The sequence below is a fragment of the Enterobacter sp. T1-1 genome, from assembly GCF_000710795.1.
Classification (GTDB): Bacteria; Pseudomonadota; Gammaproteobacteria; order Enterobacterales; family Enterobacteriaceae; genus Enterobacter; species Enterobacter cloacae.
On record NZ_JALW01000102.1, the window covers coordinates 1 to 16,226 of the forward strand.

Here is a 16,226-nt window from a genome sequence, read left to right on the forward strand (position 1 = left end):
CGGCTGAATATAGTTAACGAGATGAAAAAGCTGGGAAAAGAGTACAGTAATATGGTCATGGTGGCATGACCATATTACTGGGGATCCCTCAGCCCAGTGGGAGAGGGGTGAGGGTGTAGGCCCGGTAAGCGTCGCGCCACCGGGCATTTATCTCAGTTCCCTAACACCTTCATCGCTTCCCGCGTCACGTTATCCATCTCATCCAGCAGTTCAAGGAACTCCGGTTCCAGTTCAGATTCTGGTGTCCCTGCGCGTAGCTGCTGCTCCAGCAGCTGGCAGAGGTTTTTCAGGCGGGGCACGCCGCTGTAACCACAGCTACCGTGCAGCTTGTGGATAGCCTGCAGCAGCTCCTCCGGGTTTTCGCCCACCAGCTGTTCTTCTACCTTATTGCGAATTTCCGGCAGAAACGCGACCAGCATCTGTAGCATCTCGCGGGCTAAATCAGGTTTCCCCGCCGCCTGGCGTAACGCAAGCTGCCAGTCAAAAGTGGCGTTCTGATTCACGCTAATCTCAACTGGTTCTGCTGATAAGGTATACGTACCGCCGATATGCCCCGGCTTATAGCGCAGCAGCAGGTTATGCAGTTTCTCTTCGTCGATAGGCTTCGCCAGATAATCGTTCATTCCGGCGCCGAGCAGCTTCTCTTTCTGTCCGGCCATCGCATGTGCGGTCACGGCAATGACCGGCGTTTGCTGTTGATGAGGTAGCTGGCGGATAAGCTCGCAGGCGCGAATGCCATCCATACCCGGCATTTGAATATCCATCAGAATCAAATCGAACTGCATCTGTTTGGCCAGTTCAACCGCTTCAGCACCGCTTGTGCAGAGCTCAACATGCTGAACCTGATCCTCAAGCAGCACGCCAATCAGCTTCAGGTTTGCCGGGTTATCATCCACCGCCATCACGCTCATCGGCAGCCTCTGCTCGTCATTAACCAGCGCCACGGCATGCTCATTCAGGCGGCAGTAGGCCGTCAGGGCAGGCAACAAGCGTGTGGCGGTGAGCGGTTTAAGCAGACAGGCGGCCGCCCCGTCGTTTTTCAACTCTTCGGCATTGATTTGCGCATGGCACGGCAGCGCCAGCAGCAGGTAGTCGGTCATTGATGCGGCTTTCGCCAGCCGTTCCTGCTGCATGGTGAGCTCCCCGGTAAAGGTGACCGGGATCCCCATCAGCAGGATGTCGTAATGCTCAACGGTAAGCGCAGAGAAGGTCGGGCTGTAGACCACCTCCAGCGGCGTGGTGCTTAAGATGTCCAGCGTGCACTGGGCCGCGGCGGCGTTCGGCTCCACGTAAGCGAGGCGCTTGCCTTTCAGGCAATCCGTCACCGGGCCGTCCGTCAGCACGTTCGGGTTGAGATCCAGGTTGATATGGAACCAGAACGTCGACCCCCGGTTTGGCTGGCTGTGGAAAGAGATATCGCCGCCCATCTCTTTAACCAGTTTTTGCGTGATAACCAGCCCCAGGCCCGTACCACCGTGACGCCGCGAAATACTCGCATCCGCCTGACGAAACGCCTGGAACAGACGGGATTGATCCCGTTCGGGAATGCCAATGCCGGTATCGCGGATCTGAACTTCAATCTGTACTTTGTTATTACTGATGGCACGTTTTTCCACCAGAATGTCGATGTTGCCGCTTTCGGTAAATTTGATGGCATTACCGACAAGATTGGTAATGACCTGCTGCAGGCGCAGCGGATCGCCGATGACGTTATCCGGCACGTCGTTTTTAATGTTCAGCGTCAGCTCAAGCCCTTTGTCGTGCGACGAGTGCGCCAGCAGCGTAACCACCTCATCAAGCGTACTGCGCAGCGGGAACGGAATGCTCTCCAGGATCAGCTTGCCCGCTTCCAGCTTGGAGAAGTCCAGCACGTCATTAATGATCGCCAGCAGATTGTTAGCCGAACGTTCAATGGTGTGCAGGTGATCGCGCTGGGTGGGGTTAAGCTCGCTCTTCAGGGTCAGGCGGGTAAAGCCAATCACGCCATTGAGCGGCGTACGCAGCTCGTGTGACATATTGGCAAGGAACTCCGATTTAATGCGGGCAGCCTCCTGGGCACGCTTTTTCGCCAGATCCAGCTCGACGTTCTGGATCTCCATCTGTTCCAGCGTTTCGCGCAGATCCGAAGTGGCCTGATCCACGTTATGCTGCATCTCTTCGTGATAGGCCGCCAGCGACATCGCCATCGAGTTGATGCCGTTTTTCAGCATGTCCAGCTCGCCCAGCATAAACCCTTCCACGCGGCTATCGAGTTGGCCACGGCGAATGCGGTCAACGGTGTTGACCATATTGCGGATGGGCCCGGTCACATCGCGCATCAGTCGCCAGCCGAAGATAAGCGCAATGCCGATACAGAACAGCATCATCACGCCGGAGATAAAAATCTCTTTGTACTGCTGCAGTCGCACCGACTTGAGGTCCAGCTCCAGCGCCACATATCCGAGCATATTGCTGCTGGACTTGGCGTCGGATTGCGCGGACTCATCCGGCGAATAACTTTCCGAAATAATCGGTGTGCGCAGGATCATAATATCGCCCCGTCGCATCACCGTGAGATGGCGCGGGAAGGGCGAACCGTCAGGAATTTTTAACGCTGCCGGATCAAGATGAAAATTAGAGGTGACGAACAGTCGGTTATGCTCGTCATAGACGGAGATCGCACGCACAATATCCGAGTGGCGGCGATGCAACACACTGATTAACTGACCAATCGATTCGCGGTTTTGCAGGTTCATCCCGTATTCGCTGGACACGGCCAGCGGTTCGATGATGCTGGCTCCGGCATCTTCCAGCTGTCGCTGCAGGTCGTTATAGCGGTGCACAACGAAGAAGATGCTCAGCAGCAAACCGATGAGAACGGTGGGGGCGAGGATCAAAATCATCATGCGCGCGCGCAGGCTGTAGTTGGTCATGGCGTTCCGTTATGGGACAATTAAGATAATTATGTATATTTGAGAAAATTCCCGGCGATGGCGCAATTCTACTCTGCAAAGCGACGCGTGACGACGCGTCAGATCATCACTGTCGAAGCCACGGACCTTGACCCTTTTGGTCAGGGCGTCGCGCATCACAATGGTAAGACACTGTTTATAACAGGTTTGCTGCCCACAGAACGAGCAGAAATTACGCTGACGGAAGATAAACGCCAGTACGCACGCGGGAAGGTGAAGCGTCGTCTGACCACCAGCCCGGAGCGCACAGAGCCACGCTGCCCGCATTTTGGCGTCTGCGGAGGCTGCCAGCAACAACATGCCAGCGTAGTTTTACAGCAAAAAAGTAAGAGTAATGCCCTGGCACGCCTGCTCAGGCATGACGTTGACGACATCATTGCCGACCAACCCTGGGGCTATCGTCGTCGCGCACGGCTGAGCCTTAGCTATCAGCCCAAAAACGAGCGGCTGGAGATGGGGTTTCGCAAAGCGGGCTCCAGCGACATCGTCGATATCAGGCGATGCCCCATTTTGGTGCCCCGTCTTGAGGCATTGCTCCCGGACGTGCACGCATGCCTGTCCGGGCTGGACAGTGTTCGCCACCTCGGGCACGTGGAACTGGTCCTGGCAAACAATGGTCCGCTGATGGTGCTGCGCCATACCGCGCCGCTGTCCAAAAAAGACCGCGAAAAACTGGAACGCTTTTCGCATTCCCACGAGCTGGCGCTTTTTCTCGCCCCACAAAGCGAGATACTGGAGCAGGTTACAGGTGACGCGCCCTGGTATGCGTCAAACGGACTACGCTTAACGTTCAGTCCGCGGGATTTCATCCAGGTTAATGACGGCGTCAATCAGCAGATGATCGAAACCGCGCTGACGTGGCTGGATGTCCAGCCGACCGACCGCGTGCTTGATCTCTTCTGCGGCATGGGCAATTTCACGCTGCCGCTGGCCCGTAGAGCGGCGAGTGTTGTGGGGGTAGAAGGCGTCGACGCGCTGGTGGCGAAAGGCCAGGAGAATGCGCAACAGAACGGCTTGCAAAATGTGACATTCTTTCATCAAAATCTGGAGGAAGATGTCACGCAGCAGCCCTGGGCAAAACAGGGCTTTGACAAAATCCTGCTCGACCCGGCACGGGCAGGCGCACCGGGCGTGATGCAACATATAATTAAACTCGCCCCGAAACGCGTGGTCTACGTTTCCTGTAACCCGGCAACGCTTGCCCGGGATAGCGAGGCATTACTCAGCGCGGGTTACCAGATTCAGCGTCTGGCAATGCTGGACATGTTCCCGCACACTGGGCATCTGGAATCAATGGTGTTGTTCGAGCACATCTAATTAGTTTGGCTTGTCGACTTCGACAGGCCCTGGTCCCTAAAGGAGAGGACGATGGTTGCGGTAAGAAGTGCACATCTTAATAAAGCTGGTGAGTTTGACCCTCAAAAATGGATCGCAAGTCTGGGAATTTCCAGCCAGCAGTCGTGTGAACGCTTAACCGAAACCTGGGCCTATTGTCAGCGCACCACGCTGGGGCATCCGGACGCCGAGCTGCTGCTATGGCGCGGCGTGGAGATGGTCGAAATCTTATCCATGCTCAATATGGATATCGAAACGCTGCAGGCCGCGCTTCTGTTCCCGCTTGCCGATGCGGACGTCGTCACGGAAGACGTGCTGCGTGAAAGCGTCGGAAAATCGGTCGTGGCGCTGATCCACGGTGTCCGCGATATGGCGGCCATTCGTCAGCTCAAAGCCGCGCACACCGATTCCGTCTCCTCTGAACAGGTCGATAACGTTCGCCGGATGCTGCTGGCCATGGTGGATGATTTCCGCTGCGTGGTCATCAAGCTTGCCGAGCGTATCGCCCACCTGCGTGAAGTGAAGGACGCGCCGGAAGATGAGCGCGTACTCGCCGCCAAAGAGTGCACAAACATCTATGCGCCGCTGGCGAACCGCTTAGGCATTGGTCAGCTCAAATGGGAGCTGGAAGACTACTGCTTCCGTTACCTGCACCCGGCGGAATATAAGCGCATTGCGAAACTGCTGCATGAACGCCGTATCGACCGCGAACACTATATTGAAGAATTTGTCAGCGGGTTGCGCCAGTCGATGAAGGAAGAGAACGTCCGTGCCGAAGTGTACGGTCGGCCAAAGCATATCTACAGCATCTGGCGCAAAATGCAGAAGAAACACCTCGCCTTTGACGAGCTGTTCGACGTGCGTGCCGTGCGTATTGTGGCGGAGCGTCTGCAGGACTGCTACGCCGCACTGGGGATCGTGCACACGCACTTCCGCCATCTGCCGGATGAGTTCGATGACTATGTCGCCAACCCGAAACCTAACGGCTACCAGTCTATTCATACCGTGGTGCTGGGCCCCGGCGGTAAAACGGTTGAAATTCAGATCCGTACCAAACAGATGCACGAAGACGCCGAGCTGGGTGTCGCCGCGCACTGGAAATACAAAGAGGGCACCTCGGGCGGAGCGCGCACCGGTCACGAAGACCGCATTGCCTGGCTGCGTAAGCTGATTGCGTGGCAGGAGGAGATGGCCGACTCCGGCGAGATGCTCGACGAAGTGCGCAGCCAGGTCTTCGACGACCGGGTGTACGTCTTTACGCCGAAAGGGGACGTTGTCGACCTGCCTGCCGGGTCAACGCCGCTCGACTTTGCCTATCACATCCACAGCGATGTCGGGCACCGCTGCATTGGTGCGAAAATCGGCGGGCGCATTGTACCGTTCACCTACCAGCTGCAGATGGGCGATCAGATTGAAATCATCACCCAGAAGCAGCCAAACCCGAGCCGTGACTGGCTGAACCCGAACCTGGGGTATGTCACCACCAGCCGCGGACGCTCCAAAATTCACGCCTGGTTCCGTAAACAGGATCGTGACAAGAACATCCTTGCTGGTCGCCAGATCCTGGATGACGAGCTGGAGCATATAGGCATCAGCCTGAAAGAGGCGGAGAAGTTCCTGCTGCCGCGTTACAACTTTAATGAGCTCGATGAGCTGTTAGCGGCCATTGGCGGCGGCGATATTCGTCTCAACCAGATGGTGAATTTCCTGCAGGCGCAGTTCAACAAGCCAAGTGCGGCAGAGCAGGATGCGGCGGCGCTGAAACAGCTGCAGCAGAAAACCTACGCCCCGCAGCAGCGCAGCAAAGACAATGGCCGCGTGGTGGTGGAAGGCGTCGGCAATCTGATGCACCATATCGCCCGCTGCTGCCAGCCTATCCCGGGGGACGACATTGTCGGCTTTATCACCCAGGGGCGCGGGATTTCGATTCACCGTTCAGACTGTGACCAGCTTGCTGAGCTGCAGTCGCATGCGCCGGAACGCATCGTTGAAGCCGTCTGGGGTGAAAGCTACTCTGCCGGCTACTCGCTGGTGGTGCGCGTCACCGCCAACGACCGCAGTGGACTGCTGCGCGACATTACGACCATTCTTGCCAATGAGAAGGTCAACGTGCTGGGCGTTGCCAGCCGCAGCGATACCCGCGAGCAGCTTGCCACCATCGATATGACCATCGAAATCTACAACCTGCAGGTGCTGGGCCGCGTGCTTGGCAAACTGAACCAGGTCCCGGATGTGATTGACGCGCGTCGTCTCCACGGCGGTTAAACATCCTCTTCTGTAAGCCGGGTAAGGCAACGCCGCCACCCGGCATTTTTTCATCAGGACAGTACTATGACTCAAATCGACCGCCTGCTCGGCATCATGAAACGCCTGCGTGACCCGGAAAACGGCTGCCCGTGGGATAAAGAGCAGACTTTCGCGACTATCGCCCCGTACACCCTCGAAGAGACCTATGAAGTACTGGACGCCATTTCACGTGAGGACTTTGACGACCTGCGCGGCGAACTCGGTGACCTGCTGTTCCAGGTGGTGTTCTATGCGCAGATGGCGCAGGAAGAGGGGCGCTTTAATTTTGACGATATCTGCGCCGCCATTAGCGACAAGCTTGAGCGCCGCCATCCGCATATCTTTGGCGATGCCACGGCGGGCAACAGCGCGGAAGTGCTGGCGCGCTGGGAGCAGATTAAAAGCGCCGAGCGGGCTGAAAAATCCCAACACTCCGCGCTGGATGACATCCCGCTGAGTCTGCCCGCCCTGATGCGTGCCCATAAGATCCAGAAACGCTGCTCGGCAGTAGGGTTTGACTGGCACTCGCTTGGCCCGGTACTGGACAAAGTCCATGAAGAAATCGACGAAGTGATGCACGAAGCGCAGCAGGCCGTGGTGGATGAAGCAAAGCTTGAAGAAGAGATGGGCGATCTGCTGTTTGCGACCGTAAACCTTTCGCGCCACCTGGGTGTAAAAGCGGAAACGGCCCTGCAAAAAGCCAACCTTAAGTTTGAACGACGCTTTCGCGAAGTCGAGCGCATTGTGGCCTCGCGCGGCCTGGAAATGACCGGAATTGACCTCGATGTGATGGAAGAAGTCTGGCAGGAAGTAAAACGCCAGGAATCTGATCTCTAACGGAATTTTGCGATCAAGCGCAATTTGTGTGATTTTTTAAATGACAAGCGCTTGATTTGCGTCAAAAACATTTACCCAAAAGGGGCTATTTTCTCACTCCTTATGTTTGTCATGGCCTGGAATGGAGACGGAGAATGAAAGTTTGTGGCGCTCGCCGTGTTCGGGTATACTACTTTCCCGTCCTGGTTATTCCATCGTTTCACCCTAACTTCTCAGGTTCAGCATGACAACGAACTATATTTTTGTGACCGGCGGGGTCGTATCCTCTCTGGGTAAAGGCATTGCCGCAGCCTCCCTCGCAGCCATTCTTGAAGCCCGTGGCCTCAATGTGACCATGATGAAACTGGATCCGTACATCAACGTCGATCCTGGCACCATGAGCCCAATCCAACACGGGGAAGTGTTCGTTACTGAAGACGGCGCTGAAACCGATCTGGATCTTGGCCACTACGAGCGTTTCATTCGCACCAAAATGACCCGTCGTAATAACTTCACGACTGGTCGTATCTACTCCGACGTTCTGCGTAAAGAGCGCCGTGGTGATTATCTGGGTGCAACCGTTCAGGTTATCCCGCACATCACTAACGCTATCAAAGAACGCATCATTGCGGGTGGCGAAGGCCACGACGTGGTGCTGGTTGAAATCGGCGGTACCGTGGGGGATATCGAATCCCTGCCGTTCCTGGAAGCGATTCGCCAGCTGGCGGTTGATATCGGTCGTGAACACGCGCTGTTCATGCACCTGACGCTGGTGCCTTACATGGCAGCCGCAGGTGAAGTGAAAACCAAACCGACTCAGCACTCCGTGAAAGAGCTGCTCTCCATCGGTATTCAGCCTGACATTCTGGTTTGCCGCTCCGATCGCGCGGTTCCGGCGAACGAACGTGCGAAAATTGCATTGTTCTGTAACGTGCCTGAAAAAGCCGTTATTTCAATGAAAGATGTCGATTCCATTTATAAAATCCCGGGCCTGTTGAAATCACAGGGCCTGGACGATTATATTTGTAAACGATTCAGCTTGAACTGTCCGGAAGCTAACCTGTCTGAATGGGAACAGGTTATTTATGAAGAAGCCAATCCGGCTGGTGAAGTGACTATTGGTATGGTCGGCAAGTACATCGAACTGCCGGATGCCTATAAGTCCGTTATCGAAGCGCTGAAACACGGTGGTCTGAAGAACCGCGTCTCCGTGAACATCAAGCTGATTGATTCGCAGGATGTTGAAACACGTGGCGTCGAAATTCTGAAAGATCTGGATGCGATTCTCATCCCTGGCGGCTTCGGCTACCGTGGTGTAGAAGGCAAGATCGCCACTGCACGCTATGCGCGTGAAAACAATATTCCATACCTCGGCATCTGCCTGGGTATGCAGGTTGCGCTAATCGAATTTGCGCGCAACGTAGCGGGAATGGAAAACGCGAACTCTACGGAATTTGTGCCAGACTGTAAGTACCCTGTAGTGGCGCTTATCACTGAATGGCGCGACGAAGACGGTAACGTCGAAGTCCGTACCGAGAAGAGCGATCTGGGTGGCACTATGCGTCTTGGCGCACAGGCCTGCCAGCTGTCTGACGATAGCGTGGTTCGTAAGCTGTATGGCGAACCGGTCATCACCGAGCGTCATCGTCACCGCTATGAAGTCAACAACATGTTGTTGAAACAAATTGAAGCTGCGGGTCTGCGTGTTGCGGGCCGCTCCGGGGATGATCAGTTAGTCGAGATCATCGAAGTGCCAAACCACCCGTGGTTTGTCGCCTGCCAATTCCACCCGGAATTTACTTCAACGCCACGTGACGGGCATCCGCTGTTTGCAGGTTTCGTGAAAGCCGCCAGCGAGTATCAGAAGCGTCAGGCGAAGTAAAAAAGTTAGAACGGCAACGCGTACCTCCGGTACGCGTTGTTTGTCTGGAGTTTTAGTTTAACTTGTACTGAGGAAAATCTAATGTCCAAAATCGTTAAAGTCATCGGTCGTGAAATCATCGACTCCCGTGGTAACCCGACCGTTGAAGCCGAAGTTCATCTGGAAGGTGGTTTCGTCGGTATGGCAGCTGCTCCATCAGGTGCTTCTACTGGTTCCCGCGAAGCGCTGGAACTGCGCGATGGCGACAAATCCCGTTTCATGGGCAAAGGCGTACTGAAAGCTGTTGGCGCTGTAAACGGTCCTATTGCTCAGGCAATCATTGGCAAAGACGCTAAAGACCAGGCTGGCATCGACAAGATCATGATCGATCTGGACGGTACTGAAAACAAATCTAACTTCGGTGCGAACGCAATCCTGGCGGTTTCCCTTGCGAACGCCAAAGCCGCTGCGGCAGCGAAAGGTATGCCACTGTTCGAGCACATCGCTGAACTGAACGGCACCCCAGGCAAATACTCCATGCCTGTACCAATGATGAACATCATCAACGGTGGTGAGCACGCAGACAACAACGTTGATATTCAGGAATTCATGATTCAGCCAGTTGGCGCGAAAACCCTGAAAGAAGCAGTACGTATGGGTTCTGAAGTGTTCCACAACCTGGCTAAAGTTCTGAAAGCTAAAGGTATGAATACGGCTGTGGGTGACGAAGGTGGCTACGCGCCAAACCTGGGTTCTAACGCAGAAGCACTGGCTGTTATCGCTGAAGCAGTAAAAGCCGCTGGCTATGAGCTGGGCAAAGACATCACTCTGGCGATGGACTGCGCAGCATCTGAATTCTACAAAGACGGTAAATACGTTCTGGCTGGCGAAGGCAACAAAGCGTTCACCTCTGAAGAGTTCACTCACTTCCTGGAAGACCTGACCAAACAGTACCCAATCGTTTCTATCGAAGACGGTCTGGACGAGTCTGACTGGGATGGTTTCGCATACCAGACTAAAGTACTGGGCGACAAAATCCAGCTGGTTGGTGACGATCTGTTCGTAACCAACACCAAGATCCTGAAAGAAGGCATCGAGAAAGGCATCGTTAACTCCATCCTGATCAAATTCAACCAGATCGGTTCTCTGACCGAAACTCTGGCTGCGATCAAAATGGCGAAAGACGCTGGCTACACCGCTGTTATCTCTCACCGTTCTGGCGAAACTGAAGACGCTACCATCGCTGACCTGGCTGTTGGTACCGCTGCAGGCCAGATCAAAACCGGTTCTATGAGCCGTTCTGACCGTGTTGCTAAATACAACCAGCTGATTCGTATCGAAGAAGCGCTGGGCGAAAAAGCACCATACAACGGTCGTAAAGAGATCAAAGGCCAGGCATAATTGCTTAAGCCTTAAAATGAAAATGCCAGTCGAAAGACTGGCATTTTTTTTGGTTATTTGAAATCAACCGCCATTTGCTCCGGGATGCTCAACCCCCGGGTAGTTTGTACGCAGCGGGCAATATAGTCCGTAAAACGCGGCGGTTTAGGCATGCCCATACTGAGCAGCTTGTCGTTGCTAAAACGTACGTTCAGCGTGGCAAAGGCCCCGTATAAGCGCATTGCTCTCAGCATCAGCCGTTCGTTGCAGGGGCCAAAAATATCCTTCAGCTCACGGCGCATTCTGACCAGCGTTTCGTAACTTACCTGGGCATACTTATCACCGACCGGGGCTTTCTCCAGCGCCTGTGCCATCGCATTATCAATATCCGCAAAGCGCACGCTGTTCTCTTCTCCGGCAGAAATATGTACCACTTCTCCCGGCTGCGCAGTGCTGTTAAGCAACATCAGCAGCGCATCGGCGCAGTAATCCACCGGGACGACATCTATTTTGTCTTCCATTGAGCACATGAATTTTTGCAGCATTAGCCCCATGCTGAAGACCCAGAAAATGCTGCTCGACGGCGTACAGCCATGACGGGTATGGCCGACCACGATGGACGGACGGGCGATGAGCAGCGGCAGGTTGGGGCAGTGCTGGCGCATCAGTTGTTCAATGGTGGATTTCGAATACGTATATTCCACCAGATGCTCGGCGTTCTCTCTGAACTCCGCGCTTTCGGCGACCAGCGAATCCTGCTCCGGCGTGCACGACATGGCTGTTCCCACATGCAGAAAGCGCTGTAAACCGACAACCTGATTCATGCGTCTGGCGAGCGCCAGCGTCCCCTCCACATTCACTTTCCAGATCAGCGGATTGTTACCAAATGACGCGACGGCCGCGCAGTTAAGAACATGCGTCACCTGCTCCAGACGCGGGTCGTTCAGGAACCCCTCCGGCTGGCTGAGATCGCCGATAAGGATATTCTCCTCGCTCAACGCGGCCAGCGTCTCCTCTGAAACCTTGAATTTACGCATGTTGTCCCGCACGCGTTCCAGCCCTTGTTGCGGGTCACTGGCGCGCGCAAGCAGCAGTAATTTTACTGAACTATTGCTGGTCAGTATTTTTTCAAGTACTGCACCGCCCAGAAAACCAGTCACGCCTGTAATAAATAACATATTAATCTATACCGTCTCATAATGATTGATGAGGCGGATTGTAGGCAGGCAAAAGTAAACGGCATTTAAATAGAAAAATGGCAAAGCTGACGGCGTCTTAAGCTTATTTTAAGGTAAGGAATTCAGGTGGAAATATTGGACACTAGCGGAGTAAGAAAAATTCAATTTATAAATAAAATAATTTTAACATGCTGATTTTGTTATATTATTTGTGCGATTTTATTGCTTTTAACACTCATTGAATATGTAATAAATAAAATAATTTGTTACACCATTATGCCGCGCACGAAATAACCGTATCAGCACTTAAATGGAATCGACATCACGCCATGCAGGCTATTTTATTTAGCCTGCAAAGGGTTTTAGAGTAATAAAGGCAGCGTTGCACTCGCGGTTTGCTGGCTAACCTCACCGTAATGGCCATCAATCGCAATCAGGGAAGTTGTAAGTAACTCAACCAGTAACATTACGCCCACTTTAGCATTGAGCGCGCCTGCGCTGAGTGGCCCTTCCGGTTTTGCGGCGACCAGCTGCATATCGCTAAGCGAAGCCAGCGGGCTGCGGGGCGTATTGCTAAGGGATAACACCTTAACGCCGCGTTTGCGTGCAAGTTTTACGACGTGGAGCAAATCCCGCGTTGAACCGGAACTGGAAATGGCCACCACCAGCGTCCCTTCTGAAAGCGTTGCTGCATTCATGGCCGCACGATGCATATCGCTAAAAAGCTGTGCAGGTTTGCCGAGTCGCAACAGTTTGTAATGTAAATACTCACCGAGGATCGCGCTGGCGGCCACCCCATATATTTGTACGGCTTGCGCCTGATGCAGCGCCTGAGCGGCCTTTTCCAGCAGTGCTCTGTCGAGCAGTCTGGCGGTATCCTGCAGCGCCTGAACAGACTCATCGACGACGTTATCAATTTCGTCCCCGGCCACGCGTGCGGGCTGACCCTGCTGGATATCCAGCGCCAGTGCCATCTTGAATTCGTTATAGCCTTTGCAGCCGAGCGTCCGGCAAAGACGCGTCACGCTGGCTTCACTGGTGTGGCTCTCCCGTGCCAGTTCGGTGATCGTCAGGTAGAGCACCCGGGCCGGATCGTTGAGAACAAACTCTCCCAGTTTTTTTTGCGTGGGGCTGTACCCGGAAGCCTCCTGGCGCAGCTTCAGCAGCAGGTTTTCATGGTCTGACATGCTAGATCCTTAATGCGTTTCTCTGCGTCCTAGTGTGGCGGAAAGCGGGGCAGGGATGCCAGTCATTTCGAAAAAGTATGATCGTCGTCCTGGTTTCTGATGGTAATTTTCACTATTAAATATAATTGTGGTAAAAATTTTCATCGTTAACTAAGGGGATGAAAAAATGATGCAAATGTTCAGTGGTGCTTCGTCCGGCGGATGGTTTGAAAAAGCGCAGCGCTTTGGCAAATCCTTTATGTTGCCCATCGCCGTACTGCCTGCGGCGGGGCTGCTGCTGGGGATAGGCGGCGCGTTATCGAATCCCAATACGCTTACGGCATATCCGTTTTTGGATGTGGACTGGTTACAGGCTATTTTCACCATCATGAGCAGCGCCGGTTCGATTGTGTTCGCGAATCTGTCGGTGCTGTTTGCCGTTGGGGTTGCCGTCGGGCTGGCAAAAAATGATAAAGGTACGGCAGGGCTGGCGGCGTTACTCGCGTTTCTGGTCATGAATGCCACCATTAACGCACTGCTGATCCTCACCGGAAAACTGGCGCACGAGAATCCCGGGGCGGTCGGGCAAGGCATGACGCTGGGGATCCAGACGCTGGAGACCGGCGTATTTGGTGGGGTGGTCATTGGTCTTGTGACCTGCGCGCTGCATCATCGGTTTAATAAGATCGCGCTGCCACAATTTCTGGGATTCTTTGGCGGGTCACGCTTTGTGCCGATTATCAGCTCACTGGCTGCGATCCTGGTCGGAGCCTTAATGACCGTAGTCTGGCCACATTTCCAGAAGCTGATCTTTGGTCTGGGCGGGCTGGTGGATGCGACCGGTTATCTGGGAACACTGCTGTACGGCTTCATTTTGCGCATGCTGGGCCCGTTCGGTTTACACCACATCTTCTACCTTCCGTTCTGGACCACCGCGCTTGGCGGCAGCGAGATTGTCAACGGACAACTGGTTGAAGGTACGCAGCGGATCTTCTTCGCTCAGCTGGCCGATCCCACGACGCGCCAGTTTTATGAAGGAACGTCGCGCTTCATGTCCGGGCGCTTTATCACGATGATGTTTGGTTTGCTCGGGGCCTGCCTTGCGATGTACCACACGGCTAAACCGGAGAACAAAAAACGCGTCGCGGGGTTGTTGCTTTCAGCGGCATTAACCTCCTTCCTGACGGGGATCACCGAGCCCATCGAGTTCTCCTTCCTGTTTATCGCGCCGGTGCTGTACGTCATTCACGCATTTTTTGACGGGCTGGCGTTTATGCTCGCGCATATTTTACACATCACCATTGGGCAGACCTTCTCCGGCGGTTTTATCGACTTTGTGCTGTTCGGCATTTTGCAGGGGGAGGCCAAAACCCACTGGATGTTAGTGCCGCTGGTGGGCGTACCGTGGTTCTTCCTCTACTACTTCACGTTCCGATATCTGATTAATCGCTTTGATTTTGCCACGCCGGGTCGGGAAAAGGAGGCGGTGGCCAATGACGTGACGTTCGCCCAGAACGAACGCGCAAGTGCAGTGATCGCCGGACTGGGCGGAAAAGACAATCTGGAAGAGGTGGACTGCTGCGCCACGCGTCTTCGCGTCACGGTTAAAGACGGCAGCAAAGTGAATGACGCGGCGCTGAAAGCCACCGGTGCGCGCGGCGTGATTGTGCGCGGGAATGGCGTTCAGGTCATTTATGGTCCGCATGTCACGATTATCAAAAACGAAGTGGAAGAGATCTTATCGTAATGAAAACTGTACTGGATACCCTGAAGGGAAAACTGGTCGTCTCCTGTCAGGCGCTCGAGAACGAACCGTTGCATAGCCCGTTTATTATGTCGCGGATGGCGCTGGCGGCGCGTCAGGGAGGGGCTGCGGCCATCCGTGCTAACAGCGTGGTGGATATCGAGGCGATTAAAGAGCAGGTTACGCTGCCGGTTATTGGCATCATCAAGCGGGAGTACCCCGACAGCGAGGTGTTTATCACCGCGACGATGAAAGAGGTGGATGAACTGATGACCGTCTCCCCGGCGATCATTGCGCTTGATGCGACCGACAGGGCGCGGCCTGGCGGGGAATCTCTGGCAACGCTGGTTACGCGCATTCGTACCCGTTACCCCTCGGTGCTGCTTATGGCTGATATAGCCACTGTTGATGAGGCCGTCACGGCGCAGGCGCTGGGGTTTGATTGTGTCGGGACCACGCTTTACGGCTATACCGCGCAGACCGCCGGACACGCCTTACCCGATGAAGACTGTCAGTTTCTGAAAGCGGTACTGGCAGCCGTCACGGTACCGGTGGTGGCCGAAGGTAACGTGGACACCCCGGAACGCGCCGCCAGATGTCTTGCGCTGGGGGCGCATATGGTGGTGGTGGGTGGGGCAATCACCCGCCCGCAGCAGATTACGGAACGCTTTATGGCGGCAATTGACGCGCAAAGCACCGATCGAGCATGACCATCTCACGGGGATCTGCGATACTTATCGTTTATCCCCTTAACTGAGATGACTATGCAGTACCCGATTAACGAGATGTTCCAGACCCTGCAAGGCGAGGGTTACTTTACCGGTGTTCCCGCAATTTTTATTCGTTTACAGGGATGCCCGGTTGGCTGTGCCTGGTGTGATACCAAACATACGTGGGATAAACTCGCAGATCGGGAAGTGTCGCTGTTTAGCGTTCTGGCGAAAACCAAAGAGAGCGATAAGTGGGGTGCTGGCAGCGCGGAAGATCTGCTGGCCATTATTGGCCGCCAGGGCTGGACGGCGCGCCATGTGGTCATTACCGGGGGCGAACCCTGCATCCACGATCTGACGCCGCTGACCGAACTGCTCGAAAAGAACGGCTACAGTTGCCAGATTGAAACCAGCGGTACGCATGAAGTGCGCTGCTCCCACACCACCTGGGTAACGGTATCGCCTAAAGTAAACATGCGCGGCGGGTACGACGTACTGTCTCAGGCGCTGGAACGTGCTGATGAGATTAAACACCCGGTAGGGCGAGTACGTGATATCGAAGCGCTGGATGAACTGCTGGCGACGCTGACGGACGAAAAACAGCGCGTGATTGCGCTGCAGCCTATCAGCCAGAAAGAAGACGCCACGCGCCTGTGCATTGAAACCTGTATCGCGCGTAACTGGCGCCTGTCGATGCAGACGCACAAATACCTGAATATTGCCTAAAAAAAGCCCGGTGGCGCTAGCGCTTACCGGGCCTACGTTTCCAGGCTTTTGTTGGCCGGGTAAGGCGAAGCCG

11 protein-coding genes are annotated in these 16,226 nt (G+C 54.6%); 8 read left to right on the top strand and 3 right to left on the bottom strand.

Annotated elements, in window-relative coordinates; translation table 11 throughout:
• Positions 1–152 precede the first annotated feature (152 nt).
• Positions 153–2,912: a two-component sensor histidine kinase BarA gene (gene barA, locus AK59_RS0122950; RefSeq protein WP_023620554.1), complete on the bottom strand. Its 2,760-nt coding sequence runs from the start codon at positions 2,910–2,912 to the stop codon at positions 153–155.
• A gap of 57 nt (positions 2,913–2,969) precedes the next feature.
• On the opposite strand from barA, the gene rlmD reads away from it, so the two are divergent.
• The 5 genes from rlmD (at position 2,970) to eno (ending at position 10,650) form a co-directional block, all read left to right on the top strand.
• Positions 2,970–4,268: a 23S rRNA (uracil(1939)-C(5))-methyltransferase RlmD gene (rlmD, locus tag AK59_RS0122955; RefSeq protein WP_029883907.1), complete on the top strand. Its 1,299-nt coding sequence runs from the start codon at positions 2,970–2,972 to the stop codon at positions 4,266–4,268.
• Between the two features lie 51 nt (positions 4,269–4,319).
• Complete coding sequence (gene relA, locus AK59_RS0122960; protein WP_013098518.1) at positions 4,320–6,551, top strand: GTP diphosphokinase; 2,232 nt, start codon at positions 4,320–4,322, stop codon at positions 6,549–6,551.
• A 66-nt stretch (positions 6,552–6,617) separates the two neighbouring features.
• Complete coding sequence (gene mazG / locus AK59_RS0122965; RefSeq protein ID WP_029883908.1) at positions 6,618–7,409, top strand: nucleoside triphosphate pyrophosphohydrolase; 792 nt, start codon at positions 6,618–6,620, stop codon at positions 7,407–7,409.
• 223 nt (positions 7,410–7,632) lie between these two features.
• Positions 7,633–9,270: a glutamine hydrolyzing CTP synthase gene (gene pyrG, locus AK59_RS0122970; protein ID WP_013098516.1), complete on the top strand. Its 1,638-nt coding sequence runs from the start codon at positions 7,633–7,635 to the stop codon at positions 9,268–9,270.
• 81 nt (positions 9,271–9,351) lie between these two features.
• On the top strand, positions 9,352–10,650 hold the full coding sequence (gene eno, locus AK59_RS0122975; protein ID WP_013098515.1) for a phosphopyruvate hydratase: 1,299 nt from the start codon (positions 9,352–9,354) through the stop codon (positions 10,648–10,650).
• 53 nt (positions 10,651–10,703) lie between these two features.
• On the opposite strand, the gene AK59_RS0122980 is transcribed toward eno, so the two are convergent.
• Together AK59_RS0122980 and AK59_RS0122985 are read right to left on the bottom strand one after the other, a co-directional pair.
• Positions 10,704–11,813 carry an SDR family oxidoreductase gene (locus AK59_RS0122980; RefSeq protein WP_032618765.1) on the bottom strand — a complete coding sequence of 370 codons (1,110 nt, stop codon included), beginning with the start codon at positions 11,811–11,813 and terminating at the stop codon, positions 10,704–10,706.
• A 356-nt stretch (positions 11,814–12,169) separates the two neighbouring features.
• Positions 12,170–12,994, bottom strand: coding sequence for a MurR/RpiR family transcriptional regulator (locus tag AK59_RS0122985; protein WP_029883910.1), 825 nt, complete (start codon positions 12,992–12,994; stop codon positions 12,170–12,172).
• A 166-nt stretch (positions 12,995–13,160) separates the two neighbouring features.
• On the opposite strand from AK59_RS0122985, the gene AK59_RS0122990 reads away from it, so the two are divergent.
• Genes AK59_RS0122990 through queE form a run of 3 tightly spaced genes read left to right on the top strand, consistent with a single transcriptional unit; the run spans position 13,161 to position 16,153 of the window.
• Complete coding sequence (locus tag AK59_RS0122990) at positions 13,161–14,720, top strand: maltose/glucose-specific PTS transporter subunit IIC (RefSeq protein WP_029883911.1); 1,560 nt, start codon at positions 13,161–13,163, stop codon at positions 14,718–14,720.
• Positions 14,720–15,427 (top strand): N-acetylmannosamine-6-phosphate 2-epimerase, encoded by a 708-nt coding sequence (locus tag AK59_RS0122995; protein ID WP_029883912.1) that lies wholly within the window; start codon positions 14,720–14,722, stop codon positions 15,425–15,427. The genes AK59_RS0122990 and AK59_RS0122995 overlap by 1 nt, the downstream gene beginning before the upstream one ends.
• A 54-nt stretch (positions 15,428–15,481) precedes the next feature.
• Positions 15,482–16,153, top strand: a complete 672-nt coding sequence (queE, locus tag AK59_RS0123000) for a 7-carboxy-7-deazaguanine synthase QueE (protein WP_013098510.1) — start codon at positions 15,482–15,484, stop codon at positions 16,151–16,153.
• Positions 16,154–16,226: the final 73 nt, after the last annotated feature.

Bases quoted from the DNA above. Each gene is read 5' to 3' on its own strand.
- barA (WP_023620554.1), bottom strand. From the start codon at position 2,912: ATGACCAACTACAGCCTGCGCGCGCGCATGATGATTTTGATCCTCGCC.
- rlmD (WP_029883907.1), top strand. From the start codon at position 2,970: ATGGCGCAATTCTACTCTGCAAAGCGACGCGTGACGACGCGTCAGATC.
- relA (WP_013098518.1), top strand. From the start codon at position 4,320: ATGGTTGCGGTAAGAAGTGCACATCTTAATAAAGCTGGTGAGTTTGAC.
- mazG (WP_029883908.1), top strand. From the start codon at position 6,618: ATGACTCAAATCGACCGCCTGCTCGGCATCATGAAACGCCTGCGTGAC.
- pyrG (WP_013098516.1), top strand. From the start codon at position 7,633: ATGACAACGAACTATATTTTTGTGACCGGCGGGGTCGTATCCTCTCTG.
- eno (WP_013098515.1), top strand. From the start codon at position 9,352: ATGTCCAAAATCGTTAAAGTCATCGGTCGTGAAATCATCGACTCCCGT.
- AK59_RS0122985 (WP_029883910.1), bottom strand. From the start codon at position 12,994: ATGTCAGACCATGAAAACCTGCTGCTGAAGCTGCGCCAGGAGGCTTCC.
- AK59_RS0122990 (WP_029883911.1), top strand. From the start codon at position 13,161: ATGATGCAAATGTTCAGTGGTGCTTCGTCCGGCGGATGGTTTGAAAAA.
- AK59_RS0122995 (WP_029883912.1), top strand. From the start codon at position 14,720: ATGAAAACTGTACTGGATACCCTGAAGGGAAAACTGGTCGTCTCCTGT.
- queE (WP_013098510.1), top strand. From the start codon at position 15,482: ATGCAGTACCCGATTAACGAGATGTTCCAGACCCTGCAAGGCGAGGGT.